Source organism: Flavimarina sp. Hel_I_48 (assembly GCF_000733945.1).
Classification (GTDB): domain Bacteria; phylum Bacteroidota; class Bacteroidia; order Flavobacteriales; family Flavobacteriaceae; genus Leeuwenhoekiella.
Genome location: NZ_JPOL01000002.1, coordinates 2,232,640 through 2,249,492, shown reverse-complemented (window position 1 = coordinate 2,249,492; position 16,853 = coordinate 2,232,640). Strand labels below are relative to the sequence as shown.

15 protein-coding genes and 2 tRNA genes are annotated in these 16,853 nt (G+C 38.0%); 9 read left to right on the top strand and 8 right to left on the bottom strand.

Annotated elements, in window-relative coordinates; translation table 11 throughout:
* Positions 1-59 precede the first annotated feature (59 nt).
* A complete protein-coding gene (locus tag P162_RS09995) occupies positions 60-887 on the top strand; it encodes a universal stress protein (protein WP_031427225.1) in 828 nt (275 codons plus the stop codon).
* A gap of 64 nt (positions 888-951) precedes the next feature.
* On the opposite strand, the gene P162_RS09990 is transcribed toward P162_RS09995, so the two are convergent.
* Together P162_RS09990 and P162_RS09985 are read right to left on the bottom strand one after the other, a co-directional pair.
* Complete coding sequence (locus tag P162_RS09990) at positions 952-1,632, bottom strand: flavodoxin reductase (RefSeq protein ID WP_031427224.1); 681 nt, start codon at positions 1,630-1,632, stop codon at positions 952-954.
* Between the two features lie 293 nt (positions 1,633-1,925).
* Positions 1,926-1,998 (bottom strand) — tRNA-Gln (locus P162_RS09985).
* Between the two features lie 216 nt (positions 1,999-2,214).
* Here P162_RS09985 and P162_RS09980 point away from each other — a divergent pair.
* Positions 2,215-5,505, top strand: a complete 3,291-nt coding sequence (locus P162_RS09980) for a DUF2723 domain-containing protein (protein WP_031427223.1) — start codon at positions 2,215-2,217, stop codon at positions 5,503-5,505.
* The gene (locus tag P162_RS09975; protein ID WP_031427222.1) at positions 5,502-6,185 is read left to right on the top strand and encodes a polysaccharide deacetylase family protein; all 684 of its coding nucleotides are present in this window, start codon (positions 5,502-5,504) and stop codon (positions 6,183-6,185) included. The genes P162_RS09980 and P162_RS09975 overlap by 4 nt, the downstream gene beginning before the upstream one ends.
* On the opposite strand, the gene P162_RS09970 is transcribed toward P162_RS09975, so the two are convergent.
* The 6 genes from P162_RS09970 to P162_RS09945 all read right to left on the bottom strand — a co-directional run bounded on the left by P162_RS09970 (position 6,172) and on the right by P162_RS09945 (position 12,049).
* Positions 6,172-6,477, bottom strand: a complete 306-nt coding sequence (locus tag P162_RS09970) for a thioredoxin family protein (RefSeq protein ID WP_031427221.1) — start codon at positions 6,475-6,477, stop codon at positions 6,172-6,174. The genes P162_RS09975 and P162_RS09970 overlap by 14 nt on opposite strands.
* Before the next feature lie 71 nt (positions 6,478-6,548).
* Positions 6,549-7,958: a hypothetical protein gene (locus P162_RS09965; protein WP_035917001.1), complete on the bottom strand. Its 1,410-nt coding sequence runs from the start codon at positions 7,956-7,958 to the stop codon at positions 6,549-6,551.
* A 118-nt stretch (positions 7,959-8,076) separates the two neighbouring features.
* The gene (locus P162_RS09960) at positions 8,077-9,306 is read right to left on the bottom strand and encodes a metallophosphoesterase (RefSeq protein WP_031427219.1); all 1,230 of its coding nucleotides are present in this window, start codon (positions 9,304-9,306) and stop codon (positions 8,077-8,079) included.
* Between the two features lie 526 nt (positions 9,307-9,832).
* Positions 9,833-10,663 carry an IS3 family transposase gene (locus P162_RS09955; RefSeq protein WP_031427217.1) on the bottom strand — a complete coding sequence of 277 codons (831 nt, stop codon included), beginning with the start codon at positions 10,661-10,663 and terminating at the stop codon, positions 9,833-9,835.
* Between the two features lie 23 nt (positions 10,664-10,686).
* Positions 10,687-10,962, bottom strand: a complete 276-nt coding sequence (locus tag P162_RS09950) for a transposase (protein WP_031427216.1) — start codon at positions 10,960-10,962, stop codon at positions 10,687-10,689.
* Between the two features lie 643 nt (positions 10,963-11,605).
* On the bottom strand, positions 11,606-12,049 hold the full coding sequence (locus P162_RS09945; RefSeq protein WP_031427215.1) for a retropepsin-like aspartic protease: 444 nt from the start codon (positions 12,047-12,049) through the stop codon (positions 11,606-11,608).
* A gap of 108 nt (positions 12,050-12,157) precedes the next feature.
* Between P162_RS09945 and P162_RS09940 the strand changes: the two genes are divergently transcribed.
* The 6 genes from P162_RS09940 (at position 12,158) to P162_RS09915 (ending at position 16,851) form a co-directional block, all read left to right on the top strand.
* Positions 12,158-12,937: a TatD family hydrolase gene (locus tag P162_RS09940; protein WP_031427213.1), complete on the top strand. Its 780-nt coding sequence runs from the start codon at positions 12,158-12,160 to the stop codon at positions 12,935-12,937.
* Positions 12,938-13,153: 216 nt separating this feature from the next.
* Entirely contained in the window at positions 13,154-14,275 is a 1,122-nt protein-coding gene (locus P162_RS09935; protein WP_031427211.1) for a 1-acyl-sn-glycerol-3-phosphate acyltransferase, read from the top strand.
* 2 nt (positions 14,276-14,277) lie between these two features.
* Positions 14,278-15,303, top strand: coding sequence for an asparaginase (locus P162_RS09930; RefSeq protein ID WP_031427209.1), 1,026 nt, complete (start codon positions 14,278-14,280; stop codon positions 15,301-15,303).
* Between the two features lie 111 nt (positions 15,304-15,414).
* Positions 15,415-15,502: transfer RNA gene (locus P162_RS09925), tRNA-Ser, on the top strand.
* A 71-nt stretch (positions 15,503-15,573) separates the two neighbouring features.
* A complete protein-coding gene (locus P162_RS09920) occupies positions 15,574-16,383 on the top strand; it encodes a MotA/TolQ/ExbB proton channel family protein (protein ID WP_031427208.1) in 810 nt (269 codons plus the stop codon).
* Between the two features lie 27 nt (positions 16,384-16,410).
* The gene (locus P162_RS09915) at positions 16,411-16,851 is read left to right on the top strand and encodes a hypothetical protein (protein ID WP_031427206.1); all 441 of its coding nucleotides are present in this window, start codon (positions 16,411-16,413) and stop codon (positions 16,849-16,851) included.
* Positions 16,852-16,853: the final 2 nt, after the last annotated feature.

Here is a 16,853-nt window from a genome sequence, read left to right as displayed (position 1 = left end):
AATAAAATGTTTATTTTTAAACGATAGAGCTAACACCCCTAATTTATAATCCCTGAATCATGAACAAAATACTCGTCCCAACAGATTTTTCAGAACAGGCCATGTATGCATTGGAAATTGCTGTTCAACTGGCCAAACGTTACAATGCAAAAATCTATCTTTTGCATTTGCTTGAAATGCCGGAAATGCTGGGCGATGGCCCTCTGGCAAAAACCAGCGAATTGCCTGAAGCATTATTTTTTATGCGCCTTGCACACAAAAAATTTGATTCTATACTGGAATTACCACTTTTACAAGATGTTGAAATTATAGAAGCTGCAGAATTTTATGGGGCCTTTGAAGGAATTATGGAGTACGTCAATAAATATGAAATTGATGGCATTGTTATGGGCTCTCATGGCGCAAAAGGGATCCAGGAGCTTTTCATAGGGTCAAATACAGAAAAGGTTGTTCGTCATTCTAAAGTACCGGTTTTGGTAATAAAGAGCCAAAACCTTGATTTTAAGATCAAAAACTTTGTTTTTGCAACAGATCTACAGGAAGACAATATAGAACCTGTAAGAAAGGCATTAAAATTTGCACACAAGGAAAAGGCAACGTTTCAGCTAGTCTATATCAATACGCCAAACAGGTTTAAGACCACACTGGAAATCATGAACAATTTTAATAAGTTTGTGGAGTATCTGGGTACTTCAATTGACAATTTTACAATCTTCAATGACCAGACCATAGAACGCGGCATACTCAACTTTATAAATTACAAGAACGTTGAACTTCTAGGTATAGGAACCCATGGCCGCAAAGGACTCTCCCATTTCTTCAATGGATCCATAAGTCAGGACCTGGTAAATCACGCAAAACGACCCGTAATAACATTTAATATTTGAAATAAAAAGCACAAAAAAGGCTAAAAACGACCTGTTTTTAGCTTTTTAAGTACCAAAATTCGGTTTAATCGAGATCCTCCTGAACGATTTGTTTTTCGGTAACACCCAGTCCAAAAAGATGCTTTTTAACTTCTTTCATCATCTTTGGTGGACCGCAGAGGTAAAAATATTGACTAAAATCTTCAATGTTCTTTTTTAGAAACTCGAGATCTATACGGCCATGGGCATGAGCCTCTGTTTTTTCTTCAGAAAGAATATTTAGAAAATTGTCTCCCAATATTGCTTCAAGGCTTTCCTTTTTGAAAATATCACGCTCTTCTTGATTGGCAAAAATCAAGGTATTGCCCTCAATATCTTTTTTATTGACTAAATCCTTAAAGATTGCAATAAATGGGGTGACTCCAGCACCACCCGCAATAAAAACGCCCTTGCCTTTGTATTCAATAGCGCCATAAACCTCCTCTAAAATCAAGGTATCACCTTCTTCAAGGCTCGCCATACGCTCAGTAACGCCATTGTGCGAAGGGTAGGATTTAATGGTAAATTCCAAATGGTCTTCATCTGGAAGATTAGTGAACGTAAAAGCTCCTTTCTCACCCCTCCAGCCTTCTTTATCTATACGTACGTGCGTGGCTTGTCCCGGTGTGTAAGAGTAACCTTGCGGTTTCTCGGTTTCAATATGCATCACATCATGATTGATAAAACTTTTTCTCAGGATTTTCACTTTATGGATTTCTTCTGCCATAATCTTTGTTTTTTTCTGAAAGTTACTAAAGCGATCCCCTACGAGGTTCTAAATAAAGGTTAATTAAGAAGTACTTAGTAAAAACTGAACGCGCTAATTTGAGATAAGGAGACGGATGCTGAAGTTTATAGTACAAAAACCACAACCAACTATTCAAAAACTTGATATCGATTTTTATCATGAATAACTGACGTTAAACTCTGCCCGCCACTCGCTCAGAATAAACGTTGCACCAATTTTTAGGGCATAAAAAAAATCCGTACTTAAAATTAAGTACGGATTTTGAATAAGCGTTGGCCTACTAGGGCTCGAACCTAGACTCTTCTGGACCAAAACCAGACGTGTTGCCAGTTACACCATAGGCCAATAAAATAAATAAAAATCAAACGGAATGAACCGTTGTAAAAACGCACTAGCGTTTTGTAGGCGGGTGCAAATTTAAAACAAACTTTTAGTTGTACAAACTTTTAGTGAATAAATTCTCATTTGTAAAAATAACACGTCTATTAACGCGTTTGCCAAAAAACGGCATCGCATTTATATTAAATGCTTAAATTCGCTCCCATAGACAATTTTGACCTTATGAATGACTTCAGTTTTAGGAAGTATAACAGAATATTTGGCTGGCTGGCCTTCGCCGTTGCCCTCGTTACCTTTAGTTTAACGGTAGAGCCCACCGCAAGTTTCTGGGATGCGGGAGAATACATTTCCACTTCTTCAAAATTAGAAATAGGTCACCCGCCGGGAGCACCGCTTTATCAAATGATGGGCGCTTTTTTCTCAACTTTTGCCCCAGATAGCACGTATGTTGCCCTAGCCGTAAATTTTATGTCCTGCCTCGCCTCTGCTTTTGCGGTACTTTTTATGTTCTGGTCTATCATACTTTTACTCCTTAAACTCTTAAAACGTTCTAAAGAATCACTGACCGTCACAAAATCCTGGGCTATTCTTTCAAGCGCTTTCATAGGGTCTGTGGCATTTGTGTTTACAGATAGCTTTTGGTTTAACGCTGTTGAGGCAGAAGTTTATGCAATGGCCACTTTTCTATTGGCGCTTCTCTTCTATCTCGCGTTGTTATGGGAACGGGATATGTTCAAACCCCGCGGCAATCGCTGGCTGATATTGATCTGTTTTGTCATAGGCCTTTCCTTTGGAGTGCACTTCATGGCTCTACTTACGATTCCCGCTATTGGTTTCCTTTACTTCTTTAAAAATTACAAACCGGTCACCGTAAGCAATTTTATTATTGCAAACGTGGTGGTAGTCGCGATACTCCTATTTATATTTAAATTTTTGCTTCCCTATACACTGAGCTTTTTTGGCTACGCCGAAATTTTCTTCGTCAATACCTTCGGTCTGCCTTTTAACAGTGGTACTATCATCGCAGGCCTTATATTTATCGCTATTTTTTATTACCTGTTCCGCTACACACAAAAAAAATCATACTATCAGTTAAATACTCTATTGCTTTGTGTAGTCTTTATATTTATCGGTTTTTCCAGCTGGTTGATGCTTCCCATTCGTGCGAATGCGGGCACCACGATCAATGAAAATAATCCGGACAATGCACAGGAACTGCTTGCTTATTACAATAGGGAACAATATTCTGGCCCTGCACTTTTCTACGGACCCCAGTTTTCAGAGATTTATGGTGGGCTGGATCCTGACAATCCTTATGTTGATGATAAGCCCAATTATGAAAAAGACGAAGCAAGCGGAAAATACATCATTGTAAACAACTGGAAAAATTCTGTTCAAAACACAGATGATTCCCAGAAAGCATTGCTTCCCAGAATGTGGAGCACAGAGCATATTGCAAATTATATGCAGTTTACCGGGCCTCTCGATTTTACCGTTAAACCAGAATATGCTTCAAACCAGGATTTGCAACAGGCCATTGCAAAGTTTAGATCTGATTACGCGTTAGGTCGTGTAGATAATGATGGTTATCACAAATTCCTTATGCAGATTAGGGAATATATCGATGTAGAAAAACCCAGCTTTGGCGATAACATGAACTACCTTTTCGATTATCAGTTTGGGTATATGTACTGGCGCTATTTTATGTGGAATTTTACTGGCAGACAGGACGATATTCAGGGTAATTACAATGATCTGCACGGTAACTGGCTGAGCGGTATTGATTTTGTTGACGAAGCCCGCTTGGGTTCCCAGGAAAATCTGCCCAGCGATGTAGAGAACAATAAAGGTAGAAATACATATTATTTTCTACCGCTTATTTTAGGCTTGCTTGGGTTGATATTTCAGGCCAGCAAAGACAGAAAAAGCTTTTGGGTATTGCTTGTATTTTTCCTATTTACCGGTATTGCGCTTAAAATCTACCTAAACGAGCGTCCTTTTGAACCTCGTGAGCGGGATTATGCACTGGTGGGCTCCTTTTATGTCTTTGCCATCTGGATAGGTTTTGGGGTTTATGCGCTTTTTGATATGCTAAAGGAATATTTGAAACCAAAAATAGTCCTGCCCCTTGTGACCGTAGTTTGCATGCTGGCCGTACCCGTTGTACTTGCTTCAGAAAACTGGAACGATCATGACCGTTCTGGCAAAAAAACAGCCCTTGCCATGGCAAAAATGTATCTGGATTCGTGCGACCCCAATGCCATACTTTTTACCATAGGGGACAATGATACTTTTGCCTTATGGTACGCCCAGGAAATTGAAGGATACCGCCGGGATGTACGTATCGTAAACACCAGTCTTTTCCAGACGTCATGGTATATTGACGATATGAAGAAAAAGGCTTACGACAGCGACCCCATACCGTCTCAGTTGACGCATGATCAGTATATAGCAGGTACGCGTGATGCTGTCTTTTTCAAACCCACCACTAAGGATACCTTAGATATCAAACAATGGATGAACTGGATCGCAAGTGATGATCCTCGCACCATGGCAGAACTACAAAGCGGTACCATGATACATACATTCCCTACTAAAAATATTACGATTCCGGTAGATAAAGGCAGTGTTTTGGCAAATAAAGTGGTCGCACAAAAGGATGCCGATCGTATCGCAGATGAAGTCAATTTAACCATAAAAGGGGATGTTCTTTATAAAAACCGACTCCTTATGCTGGATATTATAGCAAACAATAATTGGAAACGGCCTATTAATTTTACCGGTGGAAGTTTTGGCGATGATGATTATCTCTGGATGAAAGATTATCTCCAGTTGGATGGAGTTACCTATAAGCTTGTACCCATAAAAACACCTATTGATAAGCGGAACCCGTACGATATGGGAAGGATAGATAGCGATAAATTCTATAATATTGTTACAGGTTGGTACTGGGGAAATAGTGGTGATCCTGATTTATATTATGATACAGAAACCCGTCGCAATGGGATTACTTACCGCGGAAACATCGCCAGGGGAATAGAAAAATTACTTTCGGAAGGTAAAAAGGATAAAGCCAAAGACCTTTTAGATCTCGCTATGGAAAAAATGCCTTTAGAGTACTTTGAATATTACACGTTATTGGAGCCTTATGTAAGTGGTTATTATGCGGTAGGTGAGAAAGAAACCGCGCGCAATCTCTGGAATGAATTAGCTAAGAAATATCAGGAAAAGCTGGATTACTGGAGCACCTTGCCTATTTCCAGACAGCGCAATTATGCCGAAGATGTGATTACAGACATAGAGCGCTACCGAAGTCTTATTGATCTGCTTGCACGCAACAAAGACAGCGAGTTACTTCCTGAAAAAGCTGAGGAATTCAACAGTTACTTACAAAAATTTGCGCACTTCTATAGCGACGAGGAGCAAATACCGTCTGACCCTGAACTAATGCCAAGAGACACAAATCAGTCGAGGCAGATTGCTCCAGAAATGCCAGACACCACCATGCGATGATACGTTTACCACTACCGGTAAAAATGCCACAGATCGTAAAATGGATCTATCCCAACTATTTATGGGATAAAAAAAAGGAGTGCAAGGGAGAGAAAATTTTATTCCTGACCTTTGATGATGGCCCCATTCCCATGGTAACACCATGGGTTCTGGAACTCTTAAGAAAATACGATGCAAAAGCCACTTTTTTTGTCATAGGTGAAAATGTAGCAAAACATCCTGAAATCTTTCAGGATGTTTTGTACAATGGTCATAGAATAGGTAATCACACCTACAATCACCTAAATGGTAAGAAATCAGAGTTGAAGTTTTACTGGGAGAATATCATTAAAACAGACCAAAAAATACAAGAAAACATTCAAAAAACAGCGCCAGAACGCTATTTAGCATATCATAAAAAGCAAAAATTGTTTAGGCCACCGTATGGCCAGTTAAGAAGCAACCAGGCTAAATTATTAAAGAAGAAAGGCTACACCATCGTACTTTACGATGTACTTGCCTACGACTGGGATAAATCTACTACTGGCAATAAATGCTCAAAAAACGTCTTAAACCATGCCGAAAATGGCAGTATTATCCTCTTTCACGATAGTTTAAAGGCTTATGAGAATATTAAAATCGCATTGCCCAAAGTGCTGGAAAGTTTTGCCCGTGAAGGCTATACTTTTAAGTCTTTGTAGCGAATTTTTGTATAAGTGCAATGAGTGTATTTGCATCCTGTTCACCGCTTTGACGCCATCGCATCTCTCCTCGTTGATAGATCATTAGAGTGGGAATCGTTTTTATACGAAGGGCTTCGGCAAGTTCTGGATTTTTGTCTATGTTTATTTTAATAACCTTGGCATGATCCCCCATCGCCGCGGCCACATCCCTTAATACGGGATGCATTGTGGTAGAAGCTTCGTTCCAGTCTGTGTAGAAATCAAGCAAAACAGGAAAATCTGAATCTATAAGTGTCCCAAAATTTGACATAGTACCTTCTAATTTAGAAGTTTAAATATAAGCTTTATAAGTCGCTTGTCTTAAATCTTACTAAAAGAACATTAATTAACCAATAGGTTATAGCTGGTGACAAGAAATTCATTACCACCGCTACCTGTATTTCTTTCAACCCAAACTTCTATCTTATCATCGGGATCAACCATTACAGTACCTATTATGGGCAAACTTAAACGTCCGTTTGTTTGAGGTACATCATAGACAGTGTTCGTACCAATTACTTGGCTACCGTTTTTATAAAGTGAAAAAGTTAAGCGCATTCCTGCTATGGCAGTAAATGAAATTGAGGTATAAATATTTAAAGAACGTGGCTTCGACCCTTTATAAACAACTTGATTCGATTCTGGACTAGTAGTTCTAAAATTGCGTGCACTCACTGTAGTTACAGGTAACTTCCTAGGTGTATTGTTTGACAAAACTACAATGTTAGAGTTTGAGTAATACAAATTTGCCGTTGCCCTAACATCAGACTCTTCTGGAAGACCAGGACAATTAATAGTCCAGTTATTTGTAAAGTTATACCCCGGGTAACTACCAGATGTATATCCCTTTACATAAATACCTGATCCCGAAAAAACCCTACTTAGAACTACGCCTGTTTTAACTGTGGGATTAGAACTTACATCAAAACCCACGGCAGATCCTTCCACATTAGAAAATCCTCCTATTTTTTCTACTTGGTTGAACGCACCTTTCAATGTTTCGTAGGTTCCCGCATTATTAGTGAACCAACCTTGATTGTTTAATAACAATTTACCAATGTTGCTATAGGTTATTCCATCTGCGTTGTTTAGAAATTGAATTACACTGCTAAAATATACACCTATACCAGATATGCCACCTACACTTATAGTCATATTAGTAATAATACAATTTTGTAACAGCATTATACTGTTACTGGATCCTGATCCAGTAATATTAAAAGCCCTTCCACCTGTTAAGGTCACATTACGTATACTTCCTCCATTATTTCCTTGAAAAATTGTTCCTCCAGGATAAGATAAAACATCTTCAGTCGAATCAAGTCCTGAGATATAAGCGTTGTTGATATCAATGGGTGAAGAAAGTGTTATAAGACCGTTTATTTCATAATAAGTCCCGGCATCAAGAGTGATCACCCCCCCTGATGGCATGGGAAAATCTGCCTGACTTTTAACCAGTACATAATTATTCCTTTTTTCGCTACTCATTTTCTCCCATGTTCCTAAAGAACTGTTGTAATACTGAAAAGCATTTAAATCAGTATCAAAAACAAGTAAACCATTTGCGGGATTGTCAATTGCTTCCCGTTGCAACGTGGTCATTCGCGGGGTAAGAATACCTTGATTCTGTGAACTTATATCCATTAATGCAGAGGCATCAGGGCTCTGGGTACCTATTCCTATTTGACTTATGGCCAAATTAGGTGTACTCAAGAAGAAGGCCAAAGTCAAAAACTTTATAAAAAAACGCATAACATTTATTTTTGTAAACTTATACCAATTTACAAAAAAATACCGATTATCGTAATAATTTGTTATTTAAACGATTTATTTTAAGATTTATACTCAGATTAAATTTACGAAGGACGTGTTAAATAGTACTCATATTTCCCCTTTTCAAAATGATAGTGGTAATTTCTGGCCATATTCCCACTCTTCCAGGATAACCTAAAAATCCAAAACCCCTATTTACATTTATCATTCTTTTATTCTGCTCATAAATTCCTGCCCAGTATTTATAGCGATATTGCACGGGACTCCATTTAATCAATCCAGGTATTTCTATACCAAACTGCATCCCATGGGTATGGCCACTCAGTGTAAGCTGAAAATTCTTAGGGTGCATTTTAATTTTTTCCGCCCAGTAAGAAGGGTCATGACTCATAAGTATCTTGAAATCTGTACTTTTTAAACCAGCGGAAGCAACATCTACATCTCCAGCTTTTTTAAAACCCCCGGCACCCCAGTTTTCCACACCTACTAATGCGATCTTTTGACCATCACGCTCCAGGAGACGATGTTCATTTAGCAACAAATCCCAACCCATATCACGTTGTAAATTCTTAAGATCTTCAAGGTTTTGCCTTTTGGCTTGTCCACTTTTCCATGTTACATAGTCTCCATAATCATGGTTTCCCAAGATTGAAAAAACTCCATCTTTAGCCTGTAAGGTGCTAAATAAGGATTTCCAATCATTCATTTCCGTGGCGGTATTATTCACCAGATCACCAGTAAAAAGAATTACATCACCATTTTGTTGATTAATGAGATCTACCGCATAAGCAATTTTTTCACGATTATCAAAACTTCCGCTATGTACGTCGCTGATCTGTGTAATTTTATAACCATCAAAAGCATCCGGCAGATCTTCAAAGAACAACTCGTAATTAAGTACCCTAAACCGGTATTTACCCTTATACATCCCATACAAAAGGGATAGGAAAGGAACTGCGGCAAGGCCAAGTGCCAAACCACTTATAAATTTGCGACGGGAAGGCAGGACAAACCTATTTTCGTGGGCAATATATCTATCATAAAGACCCACCAACAAACGAATCAGATCCTCCATCAACATGAAAACGACCGTCAAAAGTTTCGGTACAAACAGGACCAAAAAAAATCCCAAGGCGTACATGGTAAGCCTATCAAACCCTTTGTACGGATCGGTATTGGCGATATGATAAATTAAATTGGCAAGTACAATTAAAGATAGAGCGAGATACACATAATGTAGCCATTGCACTTTTGTGATCGTCCTAAAGGCCTGAAATGAATAAATATCTATGGCAATGTAAAGAAGAATAAAAATAAACCAACGCATACTACGATTTTAGTTCGCAATATTAGTCAATGAATACCGTAAGATGATAGTACATATTCAAAAACACGGCACTATTTTCCAGGTATTATGCAATTAGTAAATTATCTTATCAAAATATTCATTTACTCAGAAAGCATTATTTCAATTCTACTTCTGAAACTTTACACTTAAGTGTGATAAGTTCTAAAAATGAATAATATGTAAAAAAGAGAACCGTAAATAAATACTATAGCCAGTATTGAATAATTGAAATCATGGTTTTAAAACCTTTAAAGAAGGTGTTAATATTTTCAATTTCAAAAAATAAAACTCTCTAAACTAAAGTTATCATAAAGCTGAAATTAGCGTAAAGTAATAATACAGAGTGCCAGAAAATTAGTTTTTAAAAGTCTTTTAATTCATTTAAATACGATTATTTGGCTTTAAATTTTAAAACCATATAAAGATTCTAAAAAGAAAGGAGATAATGAAGAACCCCATTTGTTAGGACAGCTTTGCTGCTAAATTAAGTTCTATTTTTCATTTATTAAGCAGCTTTTCTTTCTTGTTTTAAATATCGGTTGATGGGTATCTGATTTTCTATTCCCTGGTGCCTTCGTCTATGGTTGTAAAAATCAAAGTATTCCCGGAGTTGCCTGTACAGGCCCACCCCGGATTCCGGGGGATTGAGATAAATGTTTTCGTATTTCACACTTCTCCATAAGCGTTCTATAAAAACATTATCAATAGCTCTTCCTTTACCATCCATACTGAGTTTGATTTTATTGGAGAGCACACTTTCAGTAAAGGTCTCTGAAGTAAACTGGCTTCCCTGATCTGTGTTGAGTATCTCAGGTTTACCGTGCAGCTCAATAGCTTCTTCCAAAGCTTCTTTACACCATTGGGCGTCCATGGAATTGGATACCGACCAATTGAGCACAAAGCGGCTGTGCAGGTCTATGATCGCTATCAGGTACATAAAACCTTTTCGCATGGGTATGTAAGTAATATCAGTGGCCCAGACCTGATTGGGACGCTCTACTGTGAGGTTTCTTAAGAGATAGGGATAAACCTTATGTTCTTTGTGTCGCCGTGAAGTATGCTTACCAGGCATAATAGCCTGGAGCCCCATCAATTTGGAATAGAGGCGTTCAATACGCTTTTTGTTAACCTTGTATCCTTTGTCCAGGCTAAGCCAGGTATGCATCCGTTTGGCCCCTTTAAAGGGATGATCGGTATAATGTTCATCCATCAATCGCATAAGTTCTAGATTAAGTTCGCTCTCCCCACGGGGCTTGTAATAAATACCGCTGCGATGGATCTGTAATAGTTTGCACTGCCGCTTAAGGCTGAGTTTGGAATGACCCTTGCTTATCATTGTTCGACGCTCCCCTAAAGGCTTTATCGCAAGGCGTTATTTAAAAAATCATTCTCAACTTTAAGCTCCCCGATCACCTTAAGAAGCTGATCTTTCTTTTCCTCTTCTTCCGATTTTTTGGATTTGCCCCCCTTGGAAAAAACCGTATCGGCTTCTTTTAAAAACTCCCGTTTCCAAGTGCCTATCTGCTGAGGGGTTATTTCAAATTTCTGAGCCAGTTCCTGGGTTGTTTGACGCTCTTTTAAAGCTTCAAGGACTACTTTGGTCTTGAATTTCGATGTGAATTTTCTTCTTGTCATGATACAGTAAATTTAAAGTTATTTTTGAACTTAAATTACTGTCCTAATTTTTGGGGGATGATCAATACGATGATTTTTTTAAGTAGAAATCGAATAAAAATTTTATGAAAAAAATCATTTCAACACTTAAAAATTCATACTTTTGATTAGATTTACGCAACCATTGAAATTAAATAAAATAAAAAAATTTTAATTTAATTTTAGGATCGGGAACTAATTGCAAATTTTATTTTATATTTGCGTTGCTTAACGGCAGAAAATATTTAAGACTGTTGTAATTGACTTGTAATAATCAATTATGATTTGGGGTGAAAGCCAGCTCTCGTAGCTGGCTTTCTTTATTTATACCTACGCCACAATTGCTTTACCTCTAAAAAAAGTGCTCTTCAAATGCGATCTATTGATCGTCTACCATATTCTCCGTGTAGCGTTTACCACAACATAGTTGAAAGATTTTGTAAATCAAGATGACTAATAATAACATTCCGCAAAAAGTGCTGAAAACAGGAACTAAATGCATATCAAATGGGGTTTATCAAATTAACAGACCGCAATATAATAAATATTTAGTTTAATTTAACACTTAATTTCACTTTATCTTTAAATATATGCATTTCGACCGATAATTGAGCTGTTCGAATTTTTATTTTAACCTTTTTAAATACAAACAGTTTTTGTCGTAATCAATGATAGCTTTACCCAGATTGAGTATATCTGCACCCATAATACCATCAACGGCAGCAATCTCATGATCTATTAGCGCCGTATTTACATGTGAGAGATCAAACAGGACTATATCCACGCCAGTACATTTCCACTTATTTATTTTTATGGTATTATCTGAAGAAATCTGAGTCATCATATTAATGGCACCAGCTCCTGCGGCTTTGATATCGCTATCAATGGCAAATAGATTATACTGATCTATGGCATTAAGGTCAACGCAGGTATTTGAAGCGCCGGTATCTAATATAAACGTGCCTTTTACATTATTAAGGAAAAGACAAAACTTATAATGACCCGTTTGTGTAGTATTTAACTTGATACGTTCATAATCCTTCTGTTCTAGAAATTGGCGTAAAGACATCTATTGGTTTTATTGATTGCAAACAAACTTAGATTTTAACGGCTCTTCTCTCCATTAAATGTTTATTAAAGTTTGTAACAACGGGCTCCCATTGGTTACATTTAGCCCATGCATTTTATAGACACACATACTCATTTATATAAAGAAGAATTTGACCAGGACCGTGATGCCGTAATAAAACGGGCAAATGATCTTGGAATATTGAATTTTGTCCTGCCCGCAATAGATTCTACCCACACCCCTGAAATGGATCGTCTCAAATCTGAATATCCTAAACAAATGCACCTAATGACCGGGCTTCATCCCACTCAGGTGAAAGAGGATACCTATAAGAGTGAACTCAAACATGTTGCAGATAGGCTCGGGGAAAAAAGTTTTACGGCCGTTGGCGAAATAGGGATTGACCTCTACTGGGACAAGTCAACACTAAACATTCAAAAGGAAGCATTTAAAACCCAGATCCAATGGGCGAAAAAGAATAAGCTTCCCATCGTAATTCACTGCAGAGATGCTTTTGAAGAAACATTTGAGGTTTTAGAAAGCGAACATGACGACGACCTGTATGGTGCGTTTCACTGTTTTACCGGCACACTCGAACAAGCAAAAAAGGCGCTAAGTTTTAATTTAAAACTGGGCATAGGTGGTGTAGCTACTTTCAAGAACGGGAAAATAGATCAGTTCTTAAAAGAAATACCCATTCAAGAAATTATACTTGAAACAGATGCCCCCTACCTCGCGCCTGCCCCCTATCGTGGGAAGAGAAATGAAAGTGCCTATCTCCTAAAAATAGCACAAAAAATAGCGCACATTTATAACATACCACTAGAGGAAGTCGCCAAAATAACAAGTGCCAACACCCTTCAAATTTTTGACCTGAATACGGATTAAGGCAGTTACAAAGTAGCCCTGAAATATTTAGACATGATGGGCCTACTCCAGGTAATGCATATTTAAGTATAAAAATCTTCCGTATAATTGATCGAAATATTTTAAATCCTAATCTAAAAATGAGCTAAAACATGTAAAAAGCAGGTTTTTTTGCCTATAAATCAAATTATTTTGTTCTTTTACCCAATAAATAGCTAATCGATTAAACACAAACTATTGCAAACTTTCGATGACATCCGGTTTTACGATGCACCAGAGGTAAATGGCGCCATTATGGAGTACGCCAGGCACCCCATGTTTCGGGCTCTGTTACAATTCACTTTTCCAGATAAAGATGAAAAGGGAATTCTGGAAATTTTAGAAAAATGCCATTCCATTGAAGATTTTCAGAACTATGTGATCTATTATTCCGTGGCAAAAGTAATAGAGAAAAGTACGGAAGGCTTTTCCACATCAGGGTTTGACAACCTTGACAGAACACAGTCCTATCTCTATCTTTCTAATCACAGGGATATTATCCTGGATACTTCCTTTATCAATTTTGCCTTACTAAATCATGAGCAAATCATGACCGCGTCTGCCATAGGTGACAATCTTGTCAAAAAATCCTTTTTGTTGACGCTTTCAAAGCTCAACCGCAACTTTCTCGTTCGCCGCAGCCTATCACCACGTGAAATGCTTGCCAGTTCAAAAAAACTGTCTATTTATATACAGACGCTGTTAAGTGAAAAGCAATCTATATGGATGGCGCAACGCGAAGGCCGCACAAAAGATGGTAACGACAGGACCCAGCAGGGTGTTTTGAAAATGCTTGCAATGAATCGTGGCCAAGATTCAGTAATGACCTGTTTGAAAAAAATGCGAATCGTACCTGTGGCGATTTCTTATGAATTTGATCCCACAGATATTCTCAAGGTCCCTGAACTCATAGCAAAAAGTGAAGATGTAGAATATGTAAAGAGCAGCAATGAGGATTTTAATAGTATCATGCGCGGTGCCCTGGGCAGCAAAAAACGTGTTCATATAAGCCTTGGCAGCCTTGATGATTCAATTTTTGACACCATAGACGCAAAACCCATTTCTGATAATGATAAGCTACAAGAACTTGCCCAGGAAATAGACCGCTGTATCTATGGTATTTATAAATTATGGCCTTCTAATCTTGTGGCTTACGACCTTTACAACAATACCACAAAATATGAACACGCCTATACAGAAAGGGACAAGCGTTCTTTTGAACGACGTATAGAACGAAGGATAACTACCGAAACAGAAGTTGCCCGCGAAAGTTTCTTACTTATGTACGCCAACCCTGTAATCAATAAGGAAAAATTTTAGAAATGAGCAAAAAGAGCTCTATACTCCTTATCTATACTGGTGGTACTATAGGTATGGTTAAGGATTTTGAAACCGGTGCCCTAAAGAATTTCAATTTTGACCAACTTTTAAATCAGATCCCTGAACTAAAGTTGCTTGATTGCGATATTTCAACTATTTCGCTGGAGCAACCTATCGATAGCTCAAATATGCAACCTACAAATTGGGTTGACATCTGTAACATTATCAATGAAAACTATGCAGACCATAATGGATTCGTAGTTCTTCATGGCAGTGACACCATGAGCTACACAGCCTCTGCCCTTAGTTTTATGCTTGAAAACCTTTCAAAACCGGTAATACTTACCGGCTCACAATTGCCCATAGGCGACTTACGCACAGATGCAAAAGAAAATCTGATTACCGCGGCACAATTGGCCTCCCTACGCAAAAATGGACGTCCTTATATTACCGAAGTATGCCTTTACTTTGAATACAAACTATATCGTGGCAATAGGACAACTAAGGCAAGTGCAGAACATTTTGAAGCTTTTGCCTCTCCTAATTGTATTCCACTTGCCACTTCTGGGGTAAATCTTACGATTGCAGATCAAAATCTGCGTCCCTATAGGCGTAAAAAACTTATAGTTCATGAAAAAATGATCACCGATATTTTGGTTATTCATCTTTTTCCGGGCTTAAATGAGGAATTATTAACACAAATGCTCACGAAAACAAAATTTTCGGGAGTGATTTTAAAGACATTTGGAAATGGAAATGCCAGTACACAACCCTGGTTTTTAAAACTTTTAAAAAATTGTATAGACAGGGATATTCCAGTGGTCAATGTAACACAATGCCTTTCCGGAGTTGTGCAAATGGGTAACTATGAGACGAGTACACAATTGGGGCAACTTGGAGTGATCTCTGGCAAGGATATAACAACCGAAGCGGCGATTGCAAAGATGATGTATCTCTTGGGTCAGGATTTGGGAAAACAAGTCTTTAAAACTATATTTGAAACATCAATTCGTGGGGAAATGTGCTAATATTTAAAATATTTTATTCTCTTCACGTTTTTGAGAACGGTTTTTTTTTCGTTATTTGCTTATCCCTAATTCAGTGAAAGGACCTTATGCCTTTTTTGGGTTTTGTTATTGAGAGAGGTGGCCGAGCGGTCGAAGGCGCACGCCTGGAAAGCGTGTATACGCCAAAAGCGTATCGAGGGTTCGAATCCCTTCCTCTCTGCTAATTTTATTTTTAAACAATTATTTTTATATCTTTATCACTTTACTAACCAAATTTTAAGATCAAAAGCAATGAAAAGACTATTTTCAATCTTAACAATCGCAGCTGTTATGGCAGTGGGCAATTTTTCGATGCAGGCAAATACTGCTGCATTAACTTTAACTAATTCTGCCGTAATCACAGCGGTACAAGATGAGCAAGCTGACCAGGAAATGGCAGCCGATACTGAAGAGGATCTTTCTTTTACACAAACGCTTAAAAAACGTTTTATTGAAGGTGGACCAGCATTTATGGGTATTGTACTCTTATGTTTGATCTTAGGTCTTGCAATTGCTATAGAACGTATCATATTCCTTAATCTTGCTACAACTAATACAAAAAAATTAGCGCAGGATGTAGAAGATGCATTAAACAGTGGCGGTGTGGAAGCAGCTAAAGAAGTTTGCAGAAACACAAGCGGACCGGTTGCATCTATTTATTACCAAGGTTTAGACCGTGTTGACGAAGGCGTTGATGCTGCTGAAAAGGCTGTTGTAGCTTACGGTGGTGTTCAAATGGGCCAACTTGAGAAAAACGTTTCTTGGGTATCCTTATTTATCGCTCTTGCTCCTATGCTTGGTTTCATGGGTACCGTACTTGGTATGATTGAGGCATTTGACCGTATTGAAGCAGCAGGGGACATGCAGCCTTCACTTGTTGCGGGTGGTATTAAAGTTGCACTTTTGACGACTGTATTCGGTCTTATCGTGGCAATTATCCTTCAGATTTTCTATAATTATATTATCGCTAAGATTGATAGTATTGTAAACGATATGGAAGATGCTTCTATTACTTTGATTGACATGCTTGTACGTTACAAGAATCCTACTATCAGAAAGTAATATCAATCTTTTATACAATTTATACTTATGTTACATAAAATCTTAAAAATCGTTTCGATCATAATAAGTATTCTTGCGGCTGTCTGGCTTGTGAGGATCATCTTGGCCGGCGATACAGCAATTGCAGATTCTAATGATTTACAAAGTTCTCTTGTTACACCATTTATTTATATTGCATACATAATTTTTGCAATAGCCCTGGTGTTCGTAGTGGTCTTTGTCCTTAAGAACCTTTTCAGCAATGCTAATAGTTTAAAGAGTACATTAATAGGTTTGGGCGCATTTGCCGCGGTAATTGTCATATCCTATGTGTTGGCTTCAGGTCAGGAGACCCCAATGCAGGATGGCGAAGTGTTATCGGCATCGGGATCACGATGGGTTGAGACTGGTATTTATGCATTCTATATCCTAGCAATACTTGCGATTGGCGCTATGGTCTTTTCCGGCGTTAAAAAATTAGCTAAATAACA